24 protein-coding genes are annotated in these 23,174 nt (G+C 72.2%); 16 read left to right on the forward strand and 8 right to left on the reverse strand.

The window, feature by feature from the left end; translation table 11 throughout:
- Nucleotides 1-177 precede the first annotated feature (177 nt).
- From alr to ACIRB4_RS02395, 4 genes are all read left to right on the forward strand, one after another.
- Nucleotides 178-1,332: an alanine racemase gene (alr, locus tag ACIRB4_RS02380; protein WP_403287933.1), complete on the forward strand. Its 1,155-nt coding sequence runs from the start codon at nt 178-180 to the stop codon at nt 1,330-1,332.
- 78 nt (nt 1,333-1,410) lie between these two features.
- Nucleotides 1,411-2,586 (forward strand): alpha/beta fold hydrolase, encoded by a 1,176-nt coding sequence (locus ACIRB4_RS02385; RefSeq protein WP_403287934.1) that lies wholly within the window; start codon nt 1,411-1,413, stop codon nt 2,584-2,586.
- Nucleotides 2,587-2,596: 10 nt separating this feature from the next.
- Nucleotides 2,597-3,133, forward strand: coding sequence for a tRNA (adenosine(37)-N6)-threonylcarbamoyltransferase complex ATPase subunit type 1 TsaE (tsaE, locus tag ACIRB4_RS02390; protein WP_403287935.1), 537 nt, complete (start codon nt 2,597-2,599; stop codon nt 3,131-3,133).
- Between the two features lie 145 nt (nt 3,134-3,278).
- The gene (locus ACIRB4_RS02395; RefSeq protein ID WP_403287936.1) at nt 3,279-3,458 is read left to right on the forward strand and encodes a hypothetical protein; all 180 of its coding nucleotides are present in this window, start codon (nt 3,279-3,281) and stop codon (nt 3,456-3,458) included.
- 316 nt (nt 3,459-3,774) lie between these two features.
- Here ACIRB4_RS02395 and ACIRB4_RS02400 read toward each other — a convergent pair whose 3' ends face one another.
- Nucleotides 3,775-4,311, reverse strand: a complete 537-nt coding sequence (locus ACIRB4_RS02400; protein WP_403288646.1) for a hypothetical protein — start codon at nt 4,309-4,311, stop codon at nt 3,775-3,777.
- 156 nt (nt 4,312-4,467) lie between these two features.
- On the opposite strand from ACIRB4_RS02400, the gene tsaB reads away from it, so the two are divergent.
- From tsaB to ACIRB4_RS02440, 8 genes are all read left to right on the forward strand, one after another.
- The gene (gene tsaB, locus ACIRB4_RS02405; RefSeq protein WP_403287937.1) at nt 4,468-5,124 is read left to right on the forward strand and encodes a tRNA (adenosine(37)-N6)-threonylcarbamoyltransferase complex dimerization subunit type 1 TsaB; all 657 of its coding nucleotides are present in this window, start codon (nt 4,468-4,470) and stop codon (nt 5,122-5,124) included.
- Between the two features lie 5 nt (nt 5,125-5,129).
- Nucleotides 5,130-5,612 carry a ribosomal protein S18-alanine N-acetyltransferase gene (gene rimI, locus ACIRB4_RS02410; protein ID WP_403288647.1) on the forward strand — a complete coding sequence of 161 codons (483 nt, stop codon included), beginning with the start codon at nt 5,130-5,132 and terminating at the stop codon, nt 5,610-5,612.
- Entirely contained in the window at nt 5,612-6,727 is a 1,116-nt protein-coding gene (tsaD, locus tag ACIRB4_RS02415) for a tRNA (adenosine(37)-N6)-threonylcarbamoyltransferase complex transferase subunit TsaD (protein WP_403287938.1), read from the forward strand. The genes rimI and tsaD overlap by 1 nt, the downstream gene beginning before the upstream one ends.
- A gap of 14 nt (nt 6,728-6,741) precedes the next feature.
- Nucleotides 6,742-7,005, forward strand: coding sequence for a hypothetical protein (locus tag ACIRB4_RS02420; protein ID WP_403288648.1), 264 nt, complete (start codon nt 6,742-6,744; stop codon nt 7,003-7,005).
- 17 nt (nt 7,006-7,022) lie between these two features.
- Nucleotides 7,023-7,862, forward strand: coding sequence for a polysaccharide deacetylase family protein (locus tag ACIRB4_RS02425; RefSeq protein ID WP_403287939.1), 840 nt, complete (start codon nt 7,023-7,025; stop codon nt 7,860-7,862).
- A gap of 126 nt (nt 7,863-7,988) precedes the next feature.
- Nucleotides 7,989-8,345 (forward strand): YciI family protein, encoded by a 357-nt coding sequence (locus ACIRB4_RS02430; RefSeq protein WP_403287940.1) that lies wholly within the window; start codon nt 7,989-7,991, stop codon nt 8,343-8,345.
- Nucleotides 8,346-8,379: 34 nt separating this feature from the next.
- Entirely contained in the window at nt 8,380-9,687 is a 1,308-nt protein-coding gene (locus ACIRB4_RS02435) for an RNA polymerase sigma factor (RefSeq protein WP_403287941.1), read from the forward strand.
- A 21-nt stretch (nt 9,688-9,708) separates the two neighbouring features.
- Nucleotides 9,709-10,410: a hypothetical protein gene (locus ACIRB4_RS02440; RefSeq protein ID WP_403287942.1), complete on the forward strand. Its 702-nt coding sequence runs from the start codon at nt 9,709-9,711 to the stop codon at nt 10,408-10,410.
- Here the strand turns inward: ACIRB4_RS02440 and ACIRB4_RS02445 are convergent.
- Nucleotides 10,316-11,539 (reverse strand): methyltransferase domain-containing protein, encoded by a 1,224-nt coding sequence (locus ACIRB4_RS02445; protein ID WP_403287943.1) that lies wholly within the window; start codon nt 11,537-11,539, stop codon nt 10,316-10,318. The two genes, ACIRB4_RS02440 and ACIRB4_RS02445, sit on opposite strands and share 95 nt — an antisense overlap.
- 126 nt (nt 11,540-11,665) lie before the next feature.
- Between ACIRB4_RS02445 and ACIRB4_RS02450 the strand changes: the two genes are divergently transcribed.
- The 3 genes from ACIRB4_RS02450 (at nt 11,666) to groL (ending at nt 14,886) form a co-directional block, all read left to right on the forward strand.
- Complete coding sequence (locus tag ACIRB4_RS02450) at nt 11,666-12,601, forward strand: polysaccharide deacetylase family protein (protein ID WP_403287944.1); 936 nt, start codon at nt 11,666-11,668, stop codon at nt 12,599-12,601.
- Between the two features lie 204 nt (nt 12,602-12,805).
- Entirely contained in the window at nt 12,806-13,114 is a 309-nt protein-coding gene (gene groES / locus ACIRB4_RS02455; RefSeq protein WP_010471835.1) for a co-chaperone GroES, read from the forward strand.
- A gap of 143 nt (nt 13,115-13,257) precedes the next feature.
- Entirely contained in the window at nt 13,258-14,886 is a 1,629-nt protein-coding gene (gene groL, locus ACIRB4_RS02460; RefSeq protein WP_403287945.1) for a chaperonin GroEL, read from the forward strand.
- A 94-nt stretch (nt 14,887-14,980) separates the two neighbouring features.
- On the opposite strand, the gene ACIRB4_RS02465 is transcribed toward groL, so the two are convergent.
- The 6 genes from ACIRB4_RS02465 to ACIRB4_RS02490 all read right to left on the reverse strand — a co-directional run bounded on the left by ACIRB4_RS02465 (nt 14,981) and on the right by ACIRB4_RS02490 (nt 21,136).
- On the reverse strand, nt 14,981-15,679 hold the full coding sequence (locus ACIRB4_RS02465; RefSeq protein ID WP_403287946.1) for an ester cyclase: 699 nt from the start codon (nt 15,677-15,679) through the stop codon (nt 14,981-14,983).
- Nucleotides 15,680-15,787: 108 nt separating this feature from the next.
- Nucleotides 15,788-16,816: a hydroxyacid dehydrogenase gene (locus tag ACIRB4_RS02470; RefSeq protein WP_403287948.1), complete on the reverse strand. Its 1,029-nt coding sequence runs from the start codon at nt 16,814-16,816 to the stop codon at nt 15,788-15,790.
- A gap of 17 nt (nt 16,817-16,833) precedes the next feature.
- Complete coding sequence (locus tag ACIRB4_RS02475; protein ID WP_403287949.1) at nt 16,834-17,688, reverse strand: carbohydrate ABC transporter permease; 855 nt, start codon at nt 17,686-17,688, stop codon at nt 16,834-16,836.
- Nucleotides 17,685-18,575 (reverse strand): carbohydrate ABC transporter permease, encoded by an 891-nt coding sequence (locus tag ACIRB4_RS02480; RefSeq protein WP_403287950.1) that lies wholly within the window; start codon nt 18,573-18,575, stop codon nt 17,685-17,687. The genes ACIRB4_RS02475 and ACIRB4_RS02480 overlap by 4 nt, the downstream gene beginning before the upstream one ends.
- 3 nt (nt 18,576-18,578) lie before the next feature.
- Nucleotides 18,579-19,910, reverse strand: coding sequence for an ABC transporter substrate-binding protein (locus ACIRB4_RS02485; protein WP_403287952.1), 1,332 nt, complete (start codon nt 19,908-19,910; stop codon nt 18,579-18,581).
- A gap of 110 nt (nt 19,911-20,020) precedes the next feature.
- Nucleotides 20,021-21,136, reverse strand: coding sequence for a LacI family DNA-binding transcriptional regulator (locus tag ACIRB4_RS02490; protein WP_403287954.1), 1,116 nt, complete (start codon nt 21,134-21,136; stop codon nt 20,021-20,023).
- A gap of 171 nt (nt 21,137-21,307) precedes the next feature.
- Between ACIRB4_RS02490 and ACIRB4_RS02495 the strand changes: the two genes are divergently transcribed.
- The gene (locus ACIRB4_RS02495; protein WP_403287955.1) at nt 21,308-23,152 is read left to right on the forward strand and encodes a DUF2264 domain-containing protein; all 1,845 of its coding nucleotides are present in this window, start codon (nt 21,308-21,310) and stop codon (nt 23,150-23,152) included.
- Nucleotides 23,153-23,174: the final 22 nt, after the last annotated feature.

A 23,174-nucleotide genomic window follows, 5' to 3' on the forward strand; every position in this document is an offset into this window, starting at 1 on the left:
CTGCCCGGCCGACCGACCGCCTGCCCGGCCGCCTGCCCGACCGCGCCCGCCTGCCCGGCCGACCGCGCCCGCCGGCCGCGCCCGCCGACCGCGCCCGCCGGGACGCCGCCCCCGGGGTGACCGGGGCTACAGCCGGGGAAAGCGGTCCGGGGGCCGACACCTGAGAGACTGGGCGCGATGACTGAGACACCGCCGCCCCGCCGAGCCCGCGCCGAGATCGATCTCGGCGCGCTGCGTGCGAACGTCCGCACCCTGCGCGCCCGCGTCGCGCCCCACGCCCAGGTCATGGCCGTGGTCAAGGCGGACGCGTACGGACACGGCGCCGTACGCTGCGCCCGCGCCGCCCTCGAAGCCGGCGCCACCTGGCTCGGCACCGCCACCCCGCACGAGGCGCTCGCCCTGCGCGCGGCCGGGATCACGGAGGCGGACGCCCGGGTCATGTGCTGGCTGTGGACCCCCGGCGACCCGTGGGCCGACGGCATCGAGGCCGGTCTCGACATGTCCGTCAGCGGCCTGTGGGCCCTGCGGGAGGTCGTCGACGCGGCGTGCGCCACCGGGAAGCGGGCGAGCATCCAGCTCAAGGCCGACACCGGGCTCGGCCGCAACGGCTGCCAGCCCGCCGACTGGCCCCAGCTCGTCGGCGAGGCCCTGAAGGCCGAGAGCCAGGGCCTGGTCCGGGTCACCGGCCTCTGGTCGCACTTCGCCTGCGCCGACGAGCCCGGCCACCCCTCCATCGCCTCCCAGCTCGACGTCTTCCACACGATGCTGGAGTACGCCGAGAAGGCCGGCGTCGAGCCCGAGGTCCGGCACATCGCGAACTCGCCGGCCACCCTCACCCTCCCCCAGACGCACTTCGACCTCGTCCGGCCCGGCATCGCCATGTACGGCGTCTCGCCCAGCCCCGAGCTCGGCACCCCCGCCGACTTCGGTCTGCGGCCCGTGATGTCGCTCAAGGCGAGCATCGCCCTGGTGAAGCTGGTCCCGGCCGGGCACGGCGTCAGCTACGGACACCATTACGTCACCGAGGACGAGACCCGGCTCGGCCTCGTGCCCCTCGGCTACGCCGACGGGGTCCCGCGCCACGCCTCCGGACGCGGTCCCGTGCTCGTCGGCGACCGGGTCCGCCGGGTGGCCGGCCGGGTCGCCATGGACCAGTTCGTCGTCGACCTCGGCCGGGACACCGTCGAGCCCGGCGCGGAGGCCGTGCTCTTCGGCCCCGGCGACCGGGGCGAGCCGACCGCCGAGGACTGGGCCGCGGCCGCCGACACCATCGCGTACGAGATCGTCACCCGCATCGGCGCGCGCGTCCCGCGCGTCTATCTGAACGGGTAGCGCGACCGGCGACCATCGGTACGAGCTGAACGGGTAGGACGACCGGCAACCAGCGGTACGAGTCATCAGGGAGCGGGAGTGGGCGAGTCCAGTAACGACACCTGGCGCCGTGCCGGGGTCGCCGGCGCCGCGCTGGGCGTCCTCGCGGCCGGCGCGGCCGCGGGAGTCGCGATAGAGCGGCTCACGGTCGGGCGCGGCATGCGGCAGAAGGCGCGGCTCGCGCTCGACGCCTCCGGCCCCTACGGCTCCCTGCGCGGCACCCCGGGCAAGGCGATCGCCGACGACACCACCGAGCTGTACTACGAGGTCGACGAGGTGGACCCGGAGGCCGGCGCTCCGCGCAGGCGGCGCCTCTTCGGCCGCAAGTCGCCCGCCCCGGTCACGGTCGTGTTCAGCCACGGCTACTGCCTCGGCCAGGACTCCTGGCACTTCCAGCGGGCGGCCCTGCGCGGCCTTGTCCGTACCGTCCACTGGGACCAGCGCAGCCACGGGCGCTCGGCCCGCGGAGCCGCCCAGTCCGGGCCCGACGGAGTGCCCGTCTCCATCGACCAGCTGGGCCGCGATCTGAAGGCCGTCATCGACGCGGCCGCGCCCGAGGGGCCGCTGGTCCTGGTCGGGCACTCGATGGGCGGCATGACGATCATGGCGCTCGCCGAGCGGTATCCGGAGCTGATCCGGGAACGGGTCGTCGGCGTCGCCTTCGTCGGGACCTCCTGCGGCAAGCTCGGGGAGGTGAACTACGGCCTGCCGATGGCGGGGGTCAACGCCGTGCGGCGGGTGCTGCCCGGCGTGCTGAAGGCGCTCGGCTCGCAGGCGGAGCTGGTGGAGCGGGGCCGCAGGGCCACCGCCGACCTGTTCGCCGGGCTCATCAAGAAGTACTCGTTCTCGTCGAAGGACGTGGACCCGGCGGTCGCCCGGTTCGCGGAGCGGATGATCGAGGCGACGCCGATCGACGTGGTCGCCGAGTTCTATCCGGCCTTCGCCGAGCACGACAGGGCACATGTGCTGCCGGTCTTCCGCGAGATCCCCGTGCTGGCGCTGGCCGGCGACCGCGACCTCGTCACCCCCAGCTCGCACACCGAGGCCATCGCCGATCTGCTGCCGGACAGCGAGCTGGTCATCGTCCCCGACGGCGGCCATCTGGTCATGCTGGAGCACCCCGAGGCGGTCACCGACCGGCTGGCGGACCTCCTCGTCCGGGTCGGCGCGGTCCCGGCGGCGACGGGCGCGAAGACGGGGTCGGGCAACGGCTAAGTTGGCCCGTATGGAAGCACCGCACAACGCAGCCACGCACAACGCAGCCACGGACAACGCGGCCGGGCACACCGCGGCCACGCTCGACGTCGACTCCCCGGAGCGCATGCAGGAGATCGGCCGCCGCCTCGCCAAACTCCTCCGCCCCGGTGACCTCGTGATGCTCACCGGCGAGCTGGGTGCCGGGAAGACGACGCTCACCCGCGGCCTGGGCGAGGGCCTCGGGGTGCGCGGCGCCGTCACCTCGCCGACCTTCGTCATCGCCCGCGTCCACCCGTCCCTGGTCGGCGGCCCGGCCCTGGTCCACGTCGACGCGTACCGGCTCGGCGGCGGCCTGGACGAGATGGAGGACCTCGACCTCGACGTCTCGCTGCCCGAGTCGGTGGTCGTCGTGGAGTGGGGCGACGGCAAGGTCGAGGACCTGACGGACGACCGGCTGCATGTGCTGATCCACCGCGTCGTCGGGGACACGGACGACGACCGGCGCACGGTCGTCCTGCGCGGGATCGGCGACCGCTGGGCCGGCGAGGACCTGGAACTCGGCTGACGGCGGCTCGGTTCGGAGCGGCCGAAAGGCGGGGAACGTCCGTAGGTTCCGACAAGGTGTCGGGAAGATGTTGCATCGGTCGTACGACCCGTGGTGACATGGAGGCACGAGCTGGTTAGGTGTACCTAACCTACGGGAGGCAACCATGGCGATGCCAGAGCGGGCACGCGCAGCGGACCAGATCTCCATGAGCGATCTGCTGGCGTCCTGCGCCGCCGCCGACGCGGTGTCGACTCCGCCGCGCGAGCGGCAGGCGGAGCCACCGGCCGAGCCGGAGACCGACGAGATGGATCAGGGGCGCGCGGTCCGGCGCGAGGCGGCGTAATCCGTACGAGCGATTCCGCCGCGAGCCCCGCGACCTGACGGCCGGGCGCCGACCGCTCGCGCGGGAGTACGAGGGCGGGCGACCGGAGCGCGCACGGCCGGCACGAGACCGGTGAGCCCCGGCGCGGGCACGCGACGGCGGACGTGAGCGCCTAGGGCCTCTCGTTGGGATCATGCCGGGCTCGCGTGCCCTGGCACCGCTCCCCCGTAGCCCTTCGGGCACGGGAGGGGCCCCCACCGCGTTGACTCCCTCCTCCGCCTTGCGAGCCCGGCACCAGACCCCGCTCCCTGATCCGGCCTGATCCAAACGAAAGACCCTAGCCGACGACGATGACCTTCGCCCCGATGGTGGCGAACGTCCACAGCGCGTCGCCGTCCGCCCGCTTCATCCGGATGCCGCCCGTCTTCCGCGCCGGATCCGGTGTCGGCAGCGAGCCGTCGACCGCCGCACTGAAACCGATCGTGACGTCCTCGACGGTCGTGAACCGCACCACGTGTTCGATCCGCACCCCGTCCGAGCCCTTCACCACGCCCGAGCGCGAGGTCACGCGGTAGGCGCCCGGCGCCGGATGGACCGTGCTCGGCATCACCGAGAAGGTGTGCGTGGCCTGGTTCTTCTCGTCCACCAGCCAGACCCGCCGCTCGGACAGCGCGTACACGACCCGCGCGCCCGTGCCCGAGTTCCCCGGGACGGCCAGCGGGTCCCTGACCGGCTTCGCGGGGCCGGTCGCCGTCGCCGACGGTGCCGCGCTCGGCGTCCGCGGCTTCGCCGACACATCGGCCGGGGCGTTCGCCGACGCCTGGTAGGCGAGGAAGGCGACCGCGGCGACGGCCGCCGCGGTGAGCCCGGCCACGAATCCCGAGCTGCTCCTACCCACCCGTGCCACCTTTCTCTCCCGGAGCCTTCGGCCCGGGTGGTACCTCCACGTCCTGTTCGAGGCGACGGTAGCAGCAGCGGACCGGCGGTACGGGGCGCCGTGCCCGGTGGCCGGGAGCCGTAGGCTGTTCGCGTGCTCTTGCTCGCCATGGATACCGCCACGCCCGCCGTCACCGTCGCTCTCCACGACGGCGACTCCGTCGTCGCCGAGTCGCGCCAGGTCGACGCCCGTCGCCACGGGGAACTGCTGCTCCCCGCCGTCGACCGGGTCATGAAGGAAGCCGGGCTGAAGCTCGACGCCGTCACCGGTGTCGTCGTCGGAGTCGGCCCGGGGCCGTACACCGGGCTGCGGGTCGGCCTGGTCACCGCGGCCACCTTCTCCTCCGCGCTCGGCGTCCCGGTGCACGGCCTGTGCACGCTGGACGGCCTCGCGTACGCCTCCGGGATCGACGAGCCGTTCGTCGTCGCGACGGACGCCCGCCGCAAGGAGGTCTACTGGGCCCGGTACGACGACCGCCGTACGCGGGTGAGCGACGCGGCCGTCGACCGCCCCGCCGACATCGCCGAGGACGTCGCCGGGCTGCCGGCGGTCGGCGCCGGAGCGCTCCTCTACCCCGAGGTCTTCGCCGACCCGCGCGACCCCGAGCACCAGTCCGCCGGTGCGCTCGCCGCCCTCGCGGCCGAGAAGCTGGCGGCCGGCGGGACGGACTTCCTCGACCCGCTGCCCCTGTACCTGCGCCGCCCCGACGCCCAGGTGCCCAAGAACTACAAGGTGGTCACCCCCAAGTGACCGCCGTGACCGCCGCCGTGCTGCGGGAGATGCGCTGGTGGGACATCGAGCCCGTGCTCGCACTCGAACACGAGCTCTTCCCCGAGGACGCCTGGTCCGAGGGGATGTTCTGGTCGGAGTTCGCGCACGCGCGCGGCCCGCGCGCCACCCGCCGCTACGTCGTCGCGGAGTCCGGCGGCCGGCTCGTCGGCTACGCCGGGCTCGCCGCCGCCGGCGGCCTCGGCGACGTCCAGACGATCGCCGTCGCCCGCGACCAGTGGGGGACCGGGCTCGGCGCCCGGCTGCTCACCGAACTGCTCCAGTACGCCACCGCCTTCGAGTGCGACGAGGTGCTGCTGGAGGTACGGGTGGACAACACCCGGGCCCAGAAGCTGTACGAGCGCTTCGGCTTCGAGCCCATCGGCTTCCGGCGCGGCTACTACCAGCCCGGCAACGTGGACGCGCTTGTCATGCGATTGACCGTTCAAGGAACAGAGACGACTGACTGATGGCTGCTGACGAACCGCTCGTACTCGGCATCGAGACCTCCTGCGACGAGACCGGCGTCGGCATCGTGCGGGGCACGACCCTGCTCGCCGACGCCGTCGCGTCCAGCGTCGACACCCACGCGCGCTACGGCGGAGTGGTGCCGGAGATCGCCTCCCGCGCCCACCTGGAGGCGATGGTCCCGACCATCGAGCGCGCCCTGAAGGAGGCCGGGGTCTCCGCGAAGGACCTCGACGGCATCGCGGTCACCGCCGGCCCCGGCCTGGCCGGCGCCCTGCTCGTCGGCGTGTCCGCCGCCAAGGCGTACGCGTACGCGCTGAACAAGCCGCTGTACGGCGTGAACCACCTCGCCTCGCACATCTGCGTCGACCAGCTGGAGCACGGCCCGCTGCCCGAGCCGACGATGGCGCTCCTTGTCTCCGGCGGCCACTCCTCGCTGCTCCTCGCGCCCGACATCACCGCCGACGTGCGGCCGATGGGCGCCACGATCGACGACGCCGCCGGCGAGGCCTTCGACAAGATCGCGCGCGTGCTCGACCTCGGCTTCCCCGGCGGCCCGGTCATCGACCGGCTCGCCCGGGAGGGCGACCCGAACGCGATCGCCTTCCCGCGCGGCCTGAGCGGCGCCAAGGACCCCGCGTACGACTTCTCCTTCTCGGGGCTCAAGACGGCCGTGGCCCGCTGGATCGAGGCGAAGCGGGCGGCGGGCGAGGAGGTGCCGGTACGGGACGTGGCGGCGTCCTTCCAGGAGGCGGTCGTCGACGTGCTCACCCGCAAGGCCGTCCGGGCCTGCAAGGACCAGGGCGTCGACCACCTGATGATCGGTGGCGGCGTGGCGGCCAACTCGCGGCTGCGGGCGCTCGCCGAGGAGCGGTGCGAGCGGGCGGGCATCCGGCTGCGGGTGCCGAGGCCGGGGCTGTGCACGGACAACGGCGCGATGGTGGCGGCGCTCGGCGCGGAGATGGTGGCCCGCAACCGGCCGGCCTCCGACCTGGAGCTGTCGGCGGACTCCTCCCTGCCGGTGACGGACCCGCACGTGCCCGGCGAACACGGCCACGGGCACAGCCACGACCACGACCATGTGCACGAGATCAGCAAGGAGAACCTGTATCCGTGACCACCGTGACCCTGATGTGGGAAGCACGGGCGGTTCCGGGCCGTGGCGCCGAACTCCTGGAGTGGGCACGGGCGCAGACCCTGCCGCACGCGCCGCTGCGCCGTGAGACCTTCCGCGCCGAGCAGGACCGGGTCCTCGTGCTGACCTGGTGGGACGCCGCCGTCGGCGCGGACCCGCCCGAGCTGCCGGAGCCGGCCGCGGACCTGGTCACCCGCCCGGTGCACCGGTGGCGCTTCACGTCGGTCTCCGTGGAGACGGGAGCAACCTCCTCGCCGTAAACCGCATCAGACACGGCGTGGACAAGAAGATCGTGGCGTGGGCGGTGCTGACCGTCGCCGCTCTGCTCGTGACGGGGTGCACGTCGGGCGCCGACGCCGCCCCGCGTACGGCCCCCTCGGTGACGCCCTCGGCCGGGAACAAGGCACCCGCGGCCCCCGACAAGGCGGCCGAGGCGGCCGCCGCGTACCGGAAGTGGGGGCTCAAGCCCTTCGCCGCCCCGCCGGCGCCGCCCGCCGCCAAGCCGGTGAAACGGCCGCCGGGCGGGCCCGTGCCGGTCATCAGCTCCGTCCCGACGACCGACAAGATCGTCTTCATCACCGTCGACGACGGTGCCGAGAAGGACCCCCGGTTCGTCGAGATGATGAAGGACCTCAAGGTCCCGGTGACGATGTTCCTCACCGACGCGGCGATCCGCACCGACTACGCCTACTTCGAGCCGCTCGCCGCCCTCGGCAACGGCGTCGCCAACCACACCCTCACCCACCCCAACCTGCGCACGCTCGGCCGGGCCGCACAGGAGCGGGAGATATGCGGCCAGCAGACCAGGCTGACGAAGCAGTACGGGACGGCTCCGCGGCTCTTCCGCCCGCCCTACGGCAACTGGAACGAGGACACCCGCGCCGCCGCCGGCAGCTGCGGGGTGGACGCGATCGTGCTGTGGCGCGAGTCGATGCAGATCACGAACATGCAGTACCAGCGCGGGGACGGGAAGCTGCACCCCGGCGACATCATCCTGGCCCACTTCCGCGGCCCGGCCGAGCTCAAGGGCACGACCATGACCGAGATGACGGCCAACATGCTCCGCCGCATACAGGACCAGGGCTTCACGGTGGCCCGCCTGGAGGACTACGTGTGACGGGGACCCACCCGTAAAAAATCTTGAAAAGAATCTCCGGGTGGTGTCGATACGGGCGGAGTCCGATCGACGCAGGAGTGAGAGGCGGGGAACGGCCCCGCCCACCGCACCGCCGAGGAGAACACGATGCCCCGCTACCTGACGCTGGTCCGCATCGAAGAGGGCGCCTTCCAGATGGAGGAGGCCGACCCCGGCTTCGACGAGCGCATGGGCGCGCTCTTCGAGGAGATCACCAAGGCCGGCGTGATGCTGGAGACGGCCGGCCTCAAGCCCACCGCCGAGTCCACCCGGGTCGTCTGGGAGGGCGGGAAGATCGGCTACACCGACGGCCCGTTCACCGAGACGAAGGAGGTCGTCGGCGGCTACTCCATCTCCCAGTGCCGCGACATGGCCGAGGCCGTCGAGTGGGCGAAGCGCTTCCTGGAGATCCACCCGCCGCAGTGGAAGGTGACCTGCGAGGTCCGCGAGATCGAAGAGATGTAGGCACCGCCGGGGCGGGTGCTGTCATGGTGGATCCATGACCGCCCCCGCCCCCGCCCCCGCCGCCGTCGAGACGGTCTTCCGGATGGAGTCGGCGCGGATCATCGCCGCCGTGGCGAGGATCGTGCGCGATGTCGGCATCGCCGAGGAGATCGCCCAGGACGCGCTCGTCGCCGCCCTCGAACAGTGGCCGCGGACGGGGGTGCCGGACCGGCCGGGCGCCTGGCTGACGGCCGCCGCCAAGAACCGCGCCGTCGACCTCGTACGGCGCCGCGAGACGTACGCGCGCAAGCTCGCCGAGGTGGGGCGTGAGCTGACCGAGGAGGCGTACGACCCGGAGCCGGCCGGGCCCGGCGACATCGACGACGACCTGCTGCGCCTGATCTTCACCGCCTGCCACCCCGTGCTCTCCGCGCAGGCGCGGACCGCGCTGACCCTGCGGCTGGTCGGCGGGCTGCGGACGGACGAGATCGCCCGCGCCTTCCTCGTACCGGAGGCGACGGTCGCGCAGAGGATCGTGCGGGCCAAGCGGAGCCTGGCGAAGGCCGGGGTCGAGTTCGAAGTGCCGTACGGAGAGCAGAGGGAGGCCCGGCTGGGGTCGGTCCTGGAGGTCATCTACCTCATCTTCAACGAGGGGTACGCGGCCACGGCGGGCGACGACCTGCTGCGGCCGGCGCTGTGCGAGGACGCGCTGCGGCTGGCCAGAGTCCTCGCCGGGCTCATGCCCAAGGAGAGCGAAGTCCACGGCCTGGCCGCCCTGTTGGAGATCCAGGCCTCGCGGACGGCGGCCAGGACCGGCCCGGACGGGCAGCCGGTGCTGCTCGCCGACCAGAACCGGAGCCGCTGGAACCGGTCCCTGATCCGGCGCGGCTTCGCGGCCCTGGAACGGGCGGCCGAGAACGGTGTCCACGGGCCGTACGCGCTCCAGGCCGCCATCGCCGCCTGCCACGCGAAGGCGCTGACATACGAGGAGACGGACTGGCGGACCATCGCCGCGCTGTACGACCGGCTGGCGGCCGTCGCGCCGTCGCCGGTGGTCGAGTTGAACCGCGCGGTCGCCGTGTCGAGGGCGCGGGGCCCGGCGGCGGGGCTCGCGCTCGTGGACGCCTTGGCCGGTGAACCCGCCCTGGCGGACTACCACTTGCTGCCGAGCGTACGGGGAGACCTGCTGGAGCGGCTGGGGCGCACGGAGGAGGCCCGGGCGGAGTTCGAGCGGGCGGCCTCGCTCACCCGCAACGCACGCGAGCGGGAGCTGCTGCGCGGACGGGCCCGGCGGGCGGGTGGGGTGCGGCCCGGGTCCGAGGGGGACTCGTCCGCGGATGAGGCGGGCGAGGTGGGGGAGTGATCGCTCGGTAGTCTCCTGGACATGTCACGCCGTACCCCGCTTCCCCCTCCCCCTCCGCCCGTAGAGATACAGAGCTGGCCCGGCCGGGAGGCCCGGCTCGCGGACCGCGCGCGGGCGATGGGCGAGCTCAACCGCCGTCTGCTGGGCGGCGGACGGCTGGCGGTGTTCCTGGTGTGGGTCGCGACCCTGCAGCTGGGCTGGGGGCTCGCCGGGGGCGGGCTCGTCGTGCTGGAGGACAGCATCGACCTGATCTCGGCCATGCTGGTGCTCGTCCCCATGGCGATCGGCCTGGGCGTCCTCGTTCCCGCCGTCTCCTTCCTGGCCCGCGGGGTGTGGCGCGACCGCGAGGCGTACAACCGCCTGCTGCGGTGGGCCGCCCTGGACAGCGACCCCGTCGGCGACGCCCGCCTGCGGGAGCCCGTCCTCAGCGCCGCCTGGCTGGTGCTCTCCTTCGCGCTCTGCGCGGTGGGTCTGTGGGTGTCCCTGGCGGCGCCCGCCGAGCTCGTCGGGCCGGGCCTCGGCGGGTACGGCACGGTCGCCTACCTCATGGGCGCCGCCCTGGGGCTGTGGATCCCCGGTCTGGCCGGGCTCGTGAAGGCGATCCGCCACTACCGCTTCGCGGTCCGGCTCATCGCGCCTGAGGGCTCGCGGGGGCACTCGCCGGATTCTGATGACGTGCCGGGTGACCGATCAGCATCGTCGGAGCGCCCGCGACACGGGTGAGGAAGACCGTGGCGGAGTGCGGGCCCTTCGGCTTGATCCTGCGGCGCAGCTCCTCCGGCTCGACGGCCGAGCCGCGCTTCTTCACCGTCAGCGTGCCCACCTCGCGCTCGCGCAGCAGCGCCTTCAGCTTCTTGAGGTTGAAGGGCAGCAGATCGGTGATCTCGTACGCGGTGGCATACGGGGTGGGGGTGAGCGTGTCCGCCGTGATGTAGGCGATCGTCTCGTCGATCAGGCCGCCGTCCAGCGTCTCGGCGACCTCGGCGACCAGGTGGGCGCGGATGACGGCGCCGTCCGGCTCGTAGAGGTGGCGGCCGACCGGGCGGACGGCGGGGTCGGGCAGGCCCCGGCCGGTCAGGCCGGCGCCGGAGGGCAGGAGGGTGGCGCGGACGGTGCCGGGGGACGTGCCGAACCACAGCACCGCCTCCTTCACGTCGCCGCCGTCGGAGATCCACTCCGCCTCCGCGTCCTCGGGGACGGCCTCGTGCGGCACGCCGGGGGCGATCTTCAGCGCCGCGTGCGGGACCCGGCGCGCGGCCTCGATCGCCCACGAGAGTGGCGGGGAGTACGCCTCGGGGTCGAAGATCCGGCCGCGTCCGCCGCGCCGCGCCGGGTCGACGAAGACCGCGTCGTAGGGGGCCGTGTCGATCTCCGTGACGTCCGCGAGGCGGACCTCGATCAGCTCGTCGAGCCCCAGCGCGGCGGCGTTCGCGCGGGCCGCCTCGACCGTCAGCGGGTCGCGGTCCACGGCGAGGACCGAGATCCCGGCACGGGCCAGGGCGATGGCGTCCCCGCCGATGCCGCAGCACAGGTCGGCGACCGAGCGGACGCCGAGCTCCTTGAAGCGGCGGGCCCGGTAGGCCGCGACCGACGCCCGGGTGGACTGCTCCACGCCGTGGGGCGTGAAGTACATCCGGTACGCGTCGTCCGCGCCGAACTTCGCCACCGCGCGCTGCCGGAGCCTGGCCTGCCCGACGGCGGCCGTGACCAGCTCCGCCGGGTGGTCCCGGCGCAGCCGGGAGACGGCGGCCAGCTCCTGGGCGGGGTCGTGGTCGCGCAGGGCGGCGAGCAGGGTCTGGCCCTCCGGGGTGAGCAGGGCGGTGAAGGCGGCGAGGTCGGTCACCCGCCCCATTGTGGTGCCTGGCCGCCGGTGGGCCGGCCGGGGGATGGTGCGCGTGGCGCGGCGGTGTCGCGGGGGTGGAGGGGCTCGGCGCTGACAGGATGCGGCGCCATGCAGCTAGTACGACAAAAAGAGCAAATGGGTCTCCGGTGTCAAGCATCCCGGGGCGTGCGTCAGTCGCGGAGGGCGGTGGCCGCGGCGCTGCTCGTCGCCGCCCTCGCCTCGGCCTGCGGGTCGCCCTCCGACGGCTCCGGTGGCGGTCCCGGCGCACCGGGCGGGCCCGCGCCCGGCGGGCCCCAGGGGCAGCCGCAGGGCGCGTCCGCCGCCCTCAACGCGTACGTCGAGAAGGTCCGGGAGCAGCGGGCCGCCCGGGTGCTCGCCGCCAGGAAGTGGGGGCTCGACCGGCCGCCGCTGGAGGCTCCCGCCCCGCCCGCCGTCAAGCCGGTGATCACCACCCGCAAGGGGTTCGAGACGGGCGGCGAGGGTCTGCCGCCCGTCTTCACCACCGTGCCGACCAAGGAGAAGGTCGTCTTCCTGACGATCGACGACGGCGCCGAGAAGGACCCCGAGCTGCTGCGCATGATGAGCGAGCTGCGGATCCCGTACAGCGCCTTCCTCAGCGACTACCTGGTCAAGGAGGACTACGGCTACTTCAAGAAGATGCAGGACGCCGGCGTCTCCCTGCACAACCACACCCTCAACCACCGCTACATGCCGGGGCTTTCGTACACGGCGCAGAAGCGGGAGATCTGCGGGATGCAGGACACGATCCAGAAGCGGTACGGGAAGCGGCCGACGCTCTTCCGGCCGCCGTACGGGAACTACAACGAGAACACGCTGCGCGCGGCCAAGGAGTGCGGGGTGAAGGCGGTTCCGCTGTGGGCCTCGGAGGCCTTCCCGGACCGGATGGAGTGGCGCGAGTGGGACCGGGACCTGCACCCCGGCGACATCGTGCTCACCCACTTCCGCGGCAAGGAGGACTGGAAGGGCTCGATGCCGGACATGATCCGTCGGGTGATGAGCACGATCACGGCCAAGGGCTACGCCGTCGCCAGGCTGGAGGACTACGTGTGACCCGCCTTCCGGGAACCGCCACGCGGCACTGAATTGGCACTCCGCTTGACCGAGTGCTAACCGCGGTCATAGTCTCGGCTCTGGCACTCCCCACCGGAGAGTGCCAACACAGCGACGGGCAGGTCCGGCACCCGCGACGACGGATCCACCTGGTCGCCACCTCAGACAGTCAACCCCGTGATCTCCGAAGGGGGAGGTCGGATCGTGACGACCACCAGCTCCAAGGTTGCCATCAAGCCGCTCGAGGACCGCATTGTGGTCCAGCCGCTCGACGCCGAGCAGACCACCGCCTCTGGCCTGGTCATCCCGGACACCGCCAAGGAGAAGCCCCAGGAGGGCGTCGTCCTGGCCGTGGGCCCGGGCCGCTTCGAGAACGGCGAGCGCCTGCCGCTCGACGTGAAGACCGGCGACATCGTGCTGTACAGCAAGTACGGCGGCACCGAGGTGAAGTACAGCGGCGAGGAGTACCTCGTCCTCTCGGCTCGCGACGTTCTCGCGATCGTCGAGAAGTAGTCCGGGATCCGGGGTCGCTCCCGGACACCGCTTCACCGAAGTCAGATGCATTGAGCTGCGCCCCTAGACCCCGCACTGGGCGTCCGGGGGCGCGGTTCGTTTCACCAGTTTCACCACGAAATCCGAGAGGGCTGAATCGCTCCATGGCGAAGATCCTGAAGTTCGACGAGGACGCCCGTCGCGCCCTTGAGCGCGGCGTCAACAAGCTCGCCGACACGGTGAAGGTGACGATCGGCCCCAAGGGCCGCAACGTCGTCATCGACAAGAAGTTCGGCGCCCCCACCATCACCAACGACGGTGTCACGATCGCCCGCGAGGTCGAGCTCGACGACCCGTACGAGAACCTCGGCGCCCAGCTGGTGAAGGAGGTGGCGACCAAGACCAACGACATCGCGGGTGACGGCACCACCACCGCCACCGTGCTCGCCCAGGCCCTGGTCCGCGAGGGTCTGCGCAACGTCGCCGCCGGCGCCTCCCCGGCCGCCCTGAAGAAGGGCATCGACGCCGCCGTCAAGGCCGTCTGCGATGAGCTGCTCGCCACCGCGCGCCCGATCGACGACAAGTCGGACATCGCCGCCGTGGCCGCCCTCTCCGCGCAGGACCAGCAGGTCGGCGAGCTCATCGCCGAGGCGATGGACAAGGTCGGCAAGGACGGTGTCATCACGGTCGAGGAGTCCAACACCTTCGGCCTGGAGCTCGACTTCACCGAGGGCATGGCCTTCGACAAGGGCTACCTGTCCCCGTACATGGTCACCGACCAGGAGCGTATGGAGGCCGTCCTCGACGACCCGTACATCCTGATCCACCAGGGCAAGATCTCCTCGATCCAGGACCTGCTGCCGCTCCTGGAGAAGGTCATCCAGGCCGGCTCCAGCAAGCCGCTGCTGATCATCGCCGAGGACGTCGAGGGCGAGGCCCTGTCGACCCTGGTCGTGAACAAGATCCGTGGCACCTTCAACGCCGTCGCCGTCAAGGCGCCCGGCTTCGGTGACCGCCGCAAGGCGATGCTCGGCGACATGGCCACCCTCACCGGTGCCACCGTCATCGCCGAGGAGGTCGGCCTCAAGCTCGACCAGGCCGGCCTGGACGTGCTGGGCACCGCCCGCCGCGTGACCGTCACCAAGGACGCCACCACCATCGTCGACGGTGCCGGCAACTCCGAGGACATCGCGGGCCGCGTCAGCCAGATCAAGGCCGAGATCGAGTCCACGGACTCCGACTGGGACCGCGAGAAGCTCCAGGAGCGCCTCGCGAAGCTGGCCGGCGGCGTGTGCGTGATCAAGGTCGGCGCCGCCACCGAGGTGGAGCTCAAGGAGCGCAAGCACCGTCTGGAGGACGCCATCTCCGCGACCCGCGCCGCGGTCGAGGAGGGCATCATCTCCGGTGGTGGCTCCGCTCTGGTCCACGCCGTCAAGGTCCTTGAGGGCAACCTCGGCAAGGAGGGCGACGAGGCCACCGGTGTCGCCGTCGTCCGTCGCGCCGCCGTCGAGCCGCTGCGCTGGATCGCCGAGAACGCCGGCCTGGAGGGCTACGTCATCACCTCCAAGGTGGCGGAGCTCGACAAGGGCCAGGGCTTCAACGCCGCGACCGGCGAGTACGGCGACCTGATCAAGGCCGGCGTCATCGACCCGGTGAAGGTGACGCGCTCCGCGCTGGAGAACGCCGCCTCGATCGCCTCCCTCCTCCTCACCACCGAGACCCTCGTGGTGGAGAAGAAGGAAGAGGAGTCCGCCGACGCGGGCCACGGCCACGGTCACGGCCACTCGCACTGAGGCACATCCGGCTGATCACCGAGGCCCGGCGCCCCCGACGGGGGGCGCCGGGCCTCGGCCTTTCCCGCGGCTCAGACCTCCACGGCGCCGTCGCTCAGACCTCCACGGCGCCGAGCTGACCCATCAGCCCGAGCAGGTCGTACTGCCACCATCCCTCGACGATCTTGCCGTCCTCACGGAACCGGTGGACCACCGTCCCGGACATCGAGACCTCCTTGCCGGTCGCCTCGATCCCCATGAACTCGCCGGTGTGCGTGGCGTTCCAGGTCCAGCGGGTGCAGACCCGGTCACCCTCCGCGATCTGGTCCTCGACGGTGAACCGGAACCGGAAGCCGCCCCGCCACTCGTCAAGCTCCCGCCGGACCGCGTCCATGCCGATGACGTCCTGCGGATTGGCGGGATCGTGGTCGTGGTAGTCCTCGTCGAAGACCTCGTCGAGCGGTGGCAGCCCGCCCTCGGCCGCGGCCAGCTCGAAGAACCGCCTGGCCGTCGTCTTGTACAGCTGCTCGTCCCGGACGACGTCCAGATCCGTGAACCTCGGCATCTCGTCGCAGAGCGCGACCATCTCCCGGAAGATCCGGTCGGTCTCGGGAAGCTGCGAGTTGGTCATCGCCACGTCGTACGAGGGGAACTCGACGATCTCCACCAGGTGGGAGGCGTCGGAGCGGTCCTTGCCGATGATGCTGTGGGTGGCGGTGCGCTTGCCCTTGGTCTGTTCGACCCACTTGTCCATGAGCCGGTTCATGTCGTCGAGCCGGCTGGTCTTGCAATCGATGATCTGTACGAATGTCATGACGCCTCCCGGACCGGGTGGGACACCTCCATTTTAGGCGCGGAGGGCCGTCGGACCCGTCTGGCAGCATGGCCACGCCTCGAACCGGGCACCGTCCCCGTCGTCGCCCTACGCCGACCGCGTCAGATCCGACGCCCGCACCTCCTCCGCGAACGGCTCCCCCCGCCCGTACCGCGCCACCTCCTCCAGCGCCCGGTCCGCCATCCGGTGCAGTTCGTTGCCCAGAGAGCCGGCCACGTGCGGAGTGAGCAGCACGTTCGGGAGCGTCCAGAGCGGGGAGTCCGGCGCCGGGACCTCCGGGTCCGTGACGTCGAGGACCGCGTGGAGGCGGCCCGACGTCAGATGGGGCAGGAGCGCCCTCTCGTCGATCAGGGAGCCGCGCGAGGTGTTGACCAGGGTGGCGCCGTCGGGCATCAGGGCCAGCTGGGGCGCCCCGATCATCCGGTGCGTGGACGGCAGTTGAGGCGCGTGGACCGAGACGATCGAGCCGCGGGCGCACAGGGTGTCGAGGCCGACGAGCTCCACGCCCAGAGCGCGGGCCTCGGCGGGCTCCACGTACGGGTCGTGGAGCAGCACCTCGAAGTCGAAGGGGCGCAGCAGCTCGATCACCCGGCGGCCGATCCGGGAGGCGCCGACCAGCCCCACCGTCCGGCGGTAGTTGCCCCAGGCCGCCGACTCGGCGAGCCAGGCGTGGTCGGCGCGGACCTCCTCGTACCGCCGCGCCGAGTGCAGGATCCGCTTTCCCGCGAAGAGGATCGCGGCGAGCGTGTACTCGGCGACGGGCAGCGCGTTGACCGCCGCGGCCGAGGTGACGGTGAGGCCCCGGTCCCAGCAGGCCTCGGTGACATGGTGTTTGACCGAGCCGGCCGCGTGGACGACGGCCTTCAGGCGCGGGGCCCGGTCCAGGACGGCGGCGGTCAGGGGCGGGGCGCCCCAGCAGGTGAGGAGGAGTTCGGCCTCCGCGAGGGCTTCGGCGACGCGGGGGCCGGGCGCGGTCAGGTCGTGGGCGACCAGGTGCGGGTCGGTGCGGGTCAGGGCGGCGAGACGCTCGCGGTGGGCGTCGGTCAGCAGCCGCTCGGCGATGCCCGGGCCCATGGAGAGCAGGAGCGCCGGCCGGTTGTCAGTGGCGTGGTGCATGGTGGAAGTCGTGCTCCTCACTTGACGCTGCCGGCGGTCAGGCCGGCCTTCCAGTGGCGCTGGAGGGAGACGAAGGCGACGACGAGGGGGACGACGGCCAGCAGGGATCCGGTGACGACGAGGGGGTAGAAGTCGGGTTCCGCGTGGGCGTTGCTGTTCCACGCGTACAGGCCGAGGCTCAGGGGGTAGAGCTTCTGGTCCGAGAGCATCACCAGGGGGAGGAAGAAGTTGTTCCAGATCGCGGTGAACTGGAAGAGGAAGACGGTCACGAAGCCGGGCATGATCATGCGCAGACCGATCGACCAGAAGGCGCGCAGTTCGCCGGCTCCGTCGATACGGGCCGCTTCGAGCGCCTCGTCGGGGATGTAGCCGGCGCTGAAGACCCGGGAGAGGTACACCCCGAAGGGGTTGACCAGGACCGGGATCAGCACGGCCCAGTAGGTGTTGACGACGCCCACCTCGCTGGCGAGGAGGTACATCGGCAGCGCGAGCGCGGTGGTGGGCACCAGCACGCCCAGGAGGACGACGCCGAAGAGCTTCTCCTTGCCCGGGAAGTCGTACTTGTCGAAGGCGTACCCGGCGGCGACGCTGATCAGGGAGCAGGCGAGGGCGCCCACGCCCGCGTAGAGGAGGCTGTTGACGTACCAGTGGAAGTAGATGCCGTCGTTGTACTCGGCGAGCCGGGTGAGGTTGCCGCCCAGGTCGAAGCCCTCGAAGGAGAAGGCGTTTCCGGCGAGGAGACCGCCCGCGTCCTTGGTGGCGGCGGTCAGAAGCCAGACGAGGGGGAAGAGCATGTAGACGACGGCGAGGACGAGCGCGCCGTTGACGGCGGTCCTGGACAGCCAGGCGTTCTGGGGACGGGGCTTGCTCATGCCGCCTTCTCCTTCCGGCGTCCGGTGAGGCGTGTGACGCCGAAGGACAGCAGTGCGGCCGTCAGGGCCAGCAGGACGGACGCGGCCGCGGCGAGTCCGTAGTCGTTGCGGTCGAAGGCCGCGGTGTAGGCGTACATGTTCGGCGTCCAGGTCGAGGTGACGGCGGAGCCCGTGCCCTTGTTGAGGATCAGCGGTTCGGTGAAGAGCTGCAGCGAGCCGATGACGGTGAAGAGGCCGACCATCACGAGCGAGGCGCGGATCAGCGGCACCTTGATGCTGAACGCGATGCGCCAGGCGCCCGCCCCGTCGACGGTGGCCGCCTCCAGGACGGAGCGGTCGATGGCCTGCAGCGCCGCGTAGAAGATCACCATGTTGTAGCCGAGCCACTCCCAGAGGGCGATGTTGACCACGGAGGGGAGCGCGCCCTCGGGGGAGAAGAAGTCGAAGCCGATGCCGCCGGCCTCCATCGCCTTGACCACCGGGCTGAGTTGGGGCGTGTAGAGATAGACCCAGATCAGCGCCGCGATGATGCCGGGGACGGCGTGCGGCAGGAAGAGCGCGAGCTGGAAGAAGCGGCGGGCGCGGGCGAGCGCCGAGTCGAGCAGCAGGGCGAGGGCGAGGGCCCCGGAGAGCAGCAGCGGAATGTAGAAGAGGCAGTATCCGAGCAGGACGCCGAAGCCCTCGCGGAAGGCCCGGTCACCCAGCGCCGCGGTGTAGTTGTCGAGGCCGGTGAAGACGGTCTCGGTGCCGCCGAAGCCCAGCCCCGACTGCTTCTCGGTGAACAGGCTGAGCCAGACCGCGTATCCGATCGGCACCACCATCACCGCGGTGAACAGGAGGAAGAAGGGGGTCAGCAGGCAAGCTGCGGCACGGGTGCGGGCCTTCATCGGTCAGCCCTCGACCTTCAGCCCGCGCTTCTTCAGCTCGGTGACGGTCGCCTGGTGGCCGGTCCTGATCGCGTCGGCGATGGTGGGACCACCCTTGGTGATCTTGCCGAACTGGTCCTTGATGGCGGTGTTGGTGGTGCCGGTGGTCGGGCCCCAGGCCCAGTTCCGGCCGATGGCGGCGCCGGACTCCTCGAAGAGGGCGTAGATGTCCTGGCCGCCGTAGTAGCCGGCGTCGAAGACCTGCTTGGCGACCGGGCGCAGCGCGGTCGCGGCGGGGAAGGCGCTGGACGTGCCGGAGGCGATACGCGCCTTGACGCCTGCCTCGGTGGTGGACATCCACTCGGCGAACTCGACGGCCGCCGCCTTCTTCCCGCTGTCCTTCGTCACGGCGAAGGAGGTGCCGCCGAGCATGCCGCTGGCGGGCTTGCCGTCCCAGCTCGGCATGGGCGCCACGGCCCACTTCCCGCTCTGCTCGGGAAGGGTGCCCTTGAGGACGCCCGCGCCCCAGGAGGCACCGAGGTAGCCGATGGTGGTGCCGTTCTTGAGCGAGCCGGTCCACTCGGGGCTGAATGAGGCGTTCTTGTGGACGAGGTCGGAGTCGATCAGGCCCTGCCAGTAGGCGGCGACCTTGGTGGTGGCCGGGTCCGTGGTGTCGATCTTCCAGGTGTCGTTCTCGGCCTTGAACCACTGGGCGCCGGCCTGCCAGGCCATCGCCTCGAAGGTCGTCGGGTCGTCGGGGAAGAAGGTGGCGATCCGGGTCTTGGCGTCGGCCTTCTTCACCTTCTCGGCCGCGGTCCTGAACGCGTCCCAGGTGGTGGGCGTCTCGACCTGGTACTTCGCGAAGAGGTCCTTGCGGTAGAAGAAGGCCTGCGGGGAGGCGTCGAAGGGGACGGCCCACATCCGGCCGCCGAGCGTGGTGAGTTCCACCGCCTGCGGCAGCAGCTTGCTCCGGTCGGCCTCGGTGAACTGGTCCCCGATGTCCTGCAGGGCGCCGGAGCTGACGAACTCGGGGAGCGAGGAGTACTCGATGGAGACCAGGTCGGGCGCGTTGCCCGCCTTCACCGCGTTGGAGATCTTGGCGTAGCCGCCGGCGGTGCCGGAGGGGATCTCCTCGAACTTCACCTGGATGTTCTTGTGGGAGGCGTTGAACGCGTCCACCACGTCCTTGGAACCCTTGGCCCAGCCCCAGAAGGTGATGGTCACGGGCTTGCCGTCGGTCCCCTTGGACCCGGCGGCGGAGGAGTCGTCACCGCTGCCGCCGCACGCCGTGAGGACGGCGAGGGCGGTGGCGGTGCCGGCTATGACACGGGATGTTCTGCTCCAACTGCGGCTCACGGCACAGCTCCTGAAGGCGGGCGGCTAGGACGTTGTGGCCGCGATCCTTGGACCGTCCGTGACCGAAGTCAAGAGCGAAAGATTGTTTGATCGAAAAAAGGTCAGTTCGATCAGAAGGGCCCTGGGGTGAGCGGAGAACGCGGGGCGCCGCAGGAGGACCGCACCCGGAGCCGGGGCAGAAGGCTCAGATGGCGCCGCGCGGGCTCCTCGTCCGGGGTGTGAGCCCCCGTCAGCCGCTCCACCAGCAGCTCCGTGGCGTGGCGGCCCACCTGGCGCTTGGGCGGCGCGACCGCCGTCAGCGGGGTGTCGGCGAGGGCGGCGACCTCGTCGTCGTACGCGATCAGGGCCAGGTCCTCGGGCACCTTGACGCCCAGGTCGGCCAGCCGCCGCACGATCTCGATCGCGTCCACGTCGTTGTGGACCAGGGCCGCGCTGGCGCGGCCGGACGTGACCGCCTCGTGCAACGCCCGTACCGCGCGGGCGAATCCCTCCGGGTCCTGGTCGGCCGGTACGGAGGCGATCACCGGACCCGGGGCCTCGACGCCCAGCGCCGCCAGCGCCTCGGTGTACCCGGTGCGTACCGCGAGCGCGGTCGGGCTGTCGGCGCGGGCCACCAGGAGTGGGGTGCCATGGCCCAGGCCCAGCAGGTGGCGCAGGGCGAGCAGGACGCCGTGGCCGTGGTCGGAGACGACCCGGTCCAGGCCGTCGAGCGGGGAGCCGGGATCGGCGCGGCGCTCCAGGAGCACGGCGGGCACGGGCAGTTCGGCCGGCCAGTCGCCGTACGCGAGCTTGTCCTCGGGCCCGCGCCAGCCGGGCGCCACGAGCAGGCCCTCGGCGCCCGCCGCCAGCAGGCCCTCCGCGCGTGCCCGGTCCTCCTCGGGCCGGTAGTCCGAGATCCGCAGGATGAGCCGGGCGCCCGCCCGCGCCGCCGCCTCGTGCGCGCCCCGGATGACCTCGGCGAAGTAGTACGTGGCCGAGGGGGCGAGCAGACCGAGGACCAGGCCCTCGCCGGAACGCCCCGCTCCGGGCTCGCTCTGACGCCCCGGCCAGGACACCTGGCCGTGCACCCGGTCGAGCAGCCCCCGGCCGGCCAGCGCCTCCACGTCCCGGCGGGCGGTGACGGGGGAGACCCCGAGCAGGGTGGCCAGGTCCGCGACGCGCGCGGTACCGCGCTCGCGCACCAGGGTCAGCAGTCGGTCGTGACGTTCAGCGGCACTCTCGCGCACGGCGTGTTCCCCTCGCGGTGTGGTGGTCCGGCGGGGCGCCGTCCCCGGCCCGACTGTAATGCAGGATGATCGAACTGTATGGAGTTTCGATCATTCGGTCCGAACCATTGACGTTCGCTCAGGCCCCGTTCATGATTCCCGGCGGCGCCATCTCCGCCCCAGGGGAGCATCATGCCCGCGCCGCCCGAGAACCGTGAGCTCAGCCCGTTCACCGGCTGGACCCGCGCCCACTGGGAGGACCACGCCGACCGACTCCTCCTCGCCGTCCGCCCGTACGCGACTCCCCGGCATGGTCGCGTCGACCTCCCCGGGCCCCGGCCCAGCTGGTCCGGCGCCCGCTCCGACGGCCTCGAAGGGTACGCGCGTACGTTCCTCCTCGCCGCACTCCGCGTCGCGGGCGCCCAGGGGCAGGACCCGCACGGCCATCTCGCGCGCTATGCCGAAGGCCTCGCGGCGGGTACGGCGGGTACGGCGGGAACAGCCGGTACGGCGGGCGCGGCGGAGCCCGGTATCGCCTCCGCCGAAACCTGGCCGCTCCTCGCCGACGTCCGCCAGGCGGTCGTCGAATCCGCCTCGATCGCCTTCGGACTGCGCCTGACCCGGCCCTGGCTCTGGGACACCCTGGACGACCGCACCCGCCAACGCGCCGTCGACTGGCTGCTGCCCGCCCTCGCCCCGTCCCCCGTCGACAACAACTGGTGGCTCTTCGGCCTCACCGTCGCGGGCTTCCTCCAGGACGCCGGCATCGAGACCGACCGGGCCGCCGCCACCATCGACCGCTCCCTCGCCCGGATCGAGGAGTGGTACCTCGGCGACGGCTGGTACAGCGACGGCGACAACCGCGCCTTCGACCACTACAACGCCTGGGCCCTGCACTTCTACCCCGTCCTGCACGCCCACCTCGCCGGCGACCGGGGCCTTCTCGACCGCTACGGTCCCCGGCTCCGCGCCCATCTCGACGACTACGTCCACCTCTTCGACACCCACGGCGCCCCCCTGCCGTACGGCCGCTCCCTCGTCTACCGCTTCGCCGCGGCCGCCGCACCCTGGCTCGGAGCCCTCACCGGCCACACCCCGCTCACCCCGGGGACCACCCGCCGACTCGCCTCCGGCACCCTGCGGTACTTCCTCGACCGGGGCGCCCTCGACGAGCGGGGGCTGCTCACCCTCGGCTGGCACGGCCCCCACCCGCCGATCGTCCAGAGCTACTCCGGGCCCGGCTCGCCCTACTGGGCCTCCAAGGGCTTCCTGGGACTTCTCCTCCCCGCCGGACACCCGGCCTGGACCGACCGCGAAGAGCCCCTGCCCGCCGAACGGGCCGACACCGTCCGCCCGGTCGCCCCGGCCGGCCTGCTCATCCACTCCACCGCCGCCGACGGACTCGTACGCCTCCACAACCACGGCAGCAACCACGTCGGCAGCGACCCCGCCGGGGAGGACGACTCCGGCTACGCCCGCTTCGCCTACTCCACCCGCACCGGCGCCACCGCCCCTCCCGCCGCCGCGGACAACCACTTCGCCCTCGTGGTCGACGGCCGCCTCACCCGGCGCGGGCCCGCGACGCCTCTGGGCACCGGCCCCGGTTGGGCCGCCTCCCTGCACGCCCCCCGGCCCGGCATCCGGATCCTCTCCGCCACCCTCGCCCACGGCCGCGCCGAGGTCCGCGCCCATCTCGTCCTCGGAGCGCCCGAAGGCACTCCCGTACGCCAGACCGGCTGGGCCACCACCCCAGGGGGACCCGTGTCCCAACTGCACCCGGTCCACGGATATCCACCGGCCACCGAGACCGTCGAACTCGCCACCGGCGCCACCCTCCAGGGCCCGGACAGCCGCACGCCCGCCCTGCACGGCACCACCACCGGCACGGAGACCCTCTTCGTCGCCCTGGCCTCCCTCACCGCCGAAGCCGAACCGGCCCCGGTCGACACCCTCGCCACCGTCCGGGTCGACGGCCGCGCGATCGCCGTGACCTGGCGGAACGGAACCACGACCCGACTCGCCCTCGATCCTTCGTGAGCAGCGCGGTAGATCCACCCTC

This window comes from Streptomyces sp. NPDC093600, assembly GCF_044764755.1.
Taxonomy (GTDB): domain Bacteria; phylum Actinomycetota; class Actinomycetes; order Streptomycetales; family Streptomycetaceae; genus Streptomyces.

Bases quoted from the DNA above. Each gene is read 5' to 3' on its own strand.
- ACIRB4_RS02450 (WP_403287944.1), top strand. From the start codon at position 11,666: ATGGGTCTCCGGTGTCAAGCATCCCGGGGCGTGCGTCAGTCGCGGAGG.
- ACIRB4_RS02420 (WP_403288648.1), top strand. From the start codon at position 6,742: ATGTGGGAAGCACGGGCGGTTCCGGGCCGTGGCGCCGAACTCCTGGAG.
- ACIRB4_RS02435 (WP_403287941.1), top strand. From the start codon at position 8,380: ATGACCGCCCCCGCCCCCGCCCCCGCCGCCGTCGAGACGGTCTTCCGG.
- ACIRB4_RS02475 (WP_403287949.1), bottom strand. From the start codon at position 17,688: ATGAGCAAGCCCCGTCCCCAGAACGCCTGGCTGTCCAGGACCGCCGTC.
- ACIRB4_RS02480 (WP_403287950.1), bottom strand. From the start codon at position 18,575: ATGAAGGCCCGCACCCGTGCCGCAGCTTGCCTGCTGACCCCCTTCTTC.
- ACIRB4_RS02395 (WP_403287936.1), top strand. From the start codon at position 3,279: ATGGCGATGCCAGAGCGGGCACGCGCAGCGGACCAGATCTCCATGAGC.
- alr (WP_403287933.1), top strand. From the start codon at position 178: ATGACTGAGACACCGCCGCCCCGCCGAGCCCGCGCCGAGATCGATCTC.
- ACIRB4_RS02440 (WP_403287942.1), top strand. From the start codon at position 9,709: ATGTCACGCCGTACCCCGCTTCCCCCTCCCCCTCCGCCCGTAGAGATA.
- ACIRB4_RS02470 (WP_403287948.1), bottom strand. From the start codon at position 16,816: ATGCACCACGCCACTGACAACCGGCCGGCGCTCCTGCTCTCCATGGGC.
- tsaE (WP_403287935.1), top strand. From the start codon at position 2,597: ATGGAAGCACCGCACAACGCAGCCACGCACAACGCAGCCACGGACAAC.
- tsaD (WP_403287938.1), top strand. From the start codon at position 5,612: ATGGCTGCTGACGAACCGCTCGTACTCGGCATCGAGACCTCCTGCGAC.
- ACIRB4_RS02430 (WP_403287940.1), top strand. From the start codon at position 7,989: ATGCCCCGCTACCTGACGCTGGTCCGCATCGAAGAGGGCGCCTTCCAG.
- ACIRB4_RS02465 (WP_403287946.1), bottom strand. From the start codon at position 15,679: ATGACATTCGTACAGATCATCGATTGCAAGACCAGCCGGCTCGACGAC.
- groL (WP_403287945.1), top strand. From the start codon at position 13,258: ATGGCGAAGATCCTGAAGTTCGACGAGGACGCCCGTCGCGCCCTTGAG.
- ACIRB4_RS02445 (WP_403287943.1), bottom strand. From the start codon at position 11,539: ATGGGGCGGGTGACCGACCTCGCCGCCTTCACCGCCCTGCTCACCCCG.
- ACIRB4_RS02495 (WP_403287955.1), top strand. From the start codon at position 21,308: ATGCCCGCGCCGCCCGAGAACCGTGAGCTCAGCCCGTTCACCGGCTGG.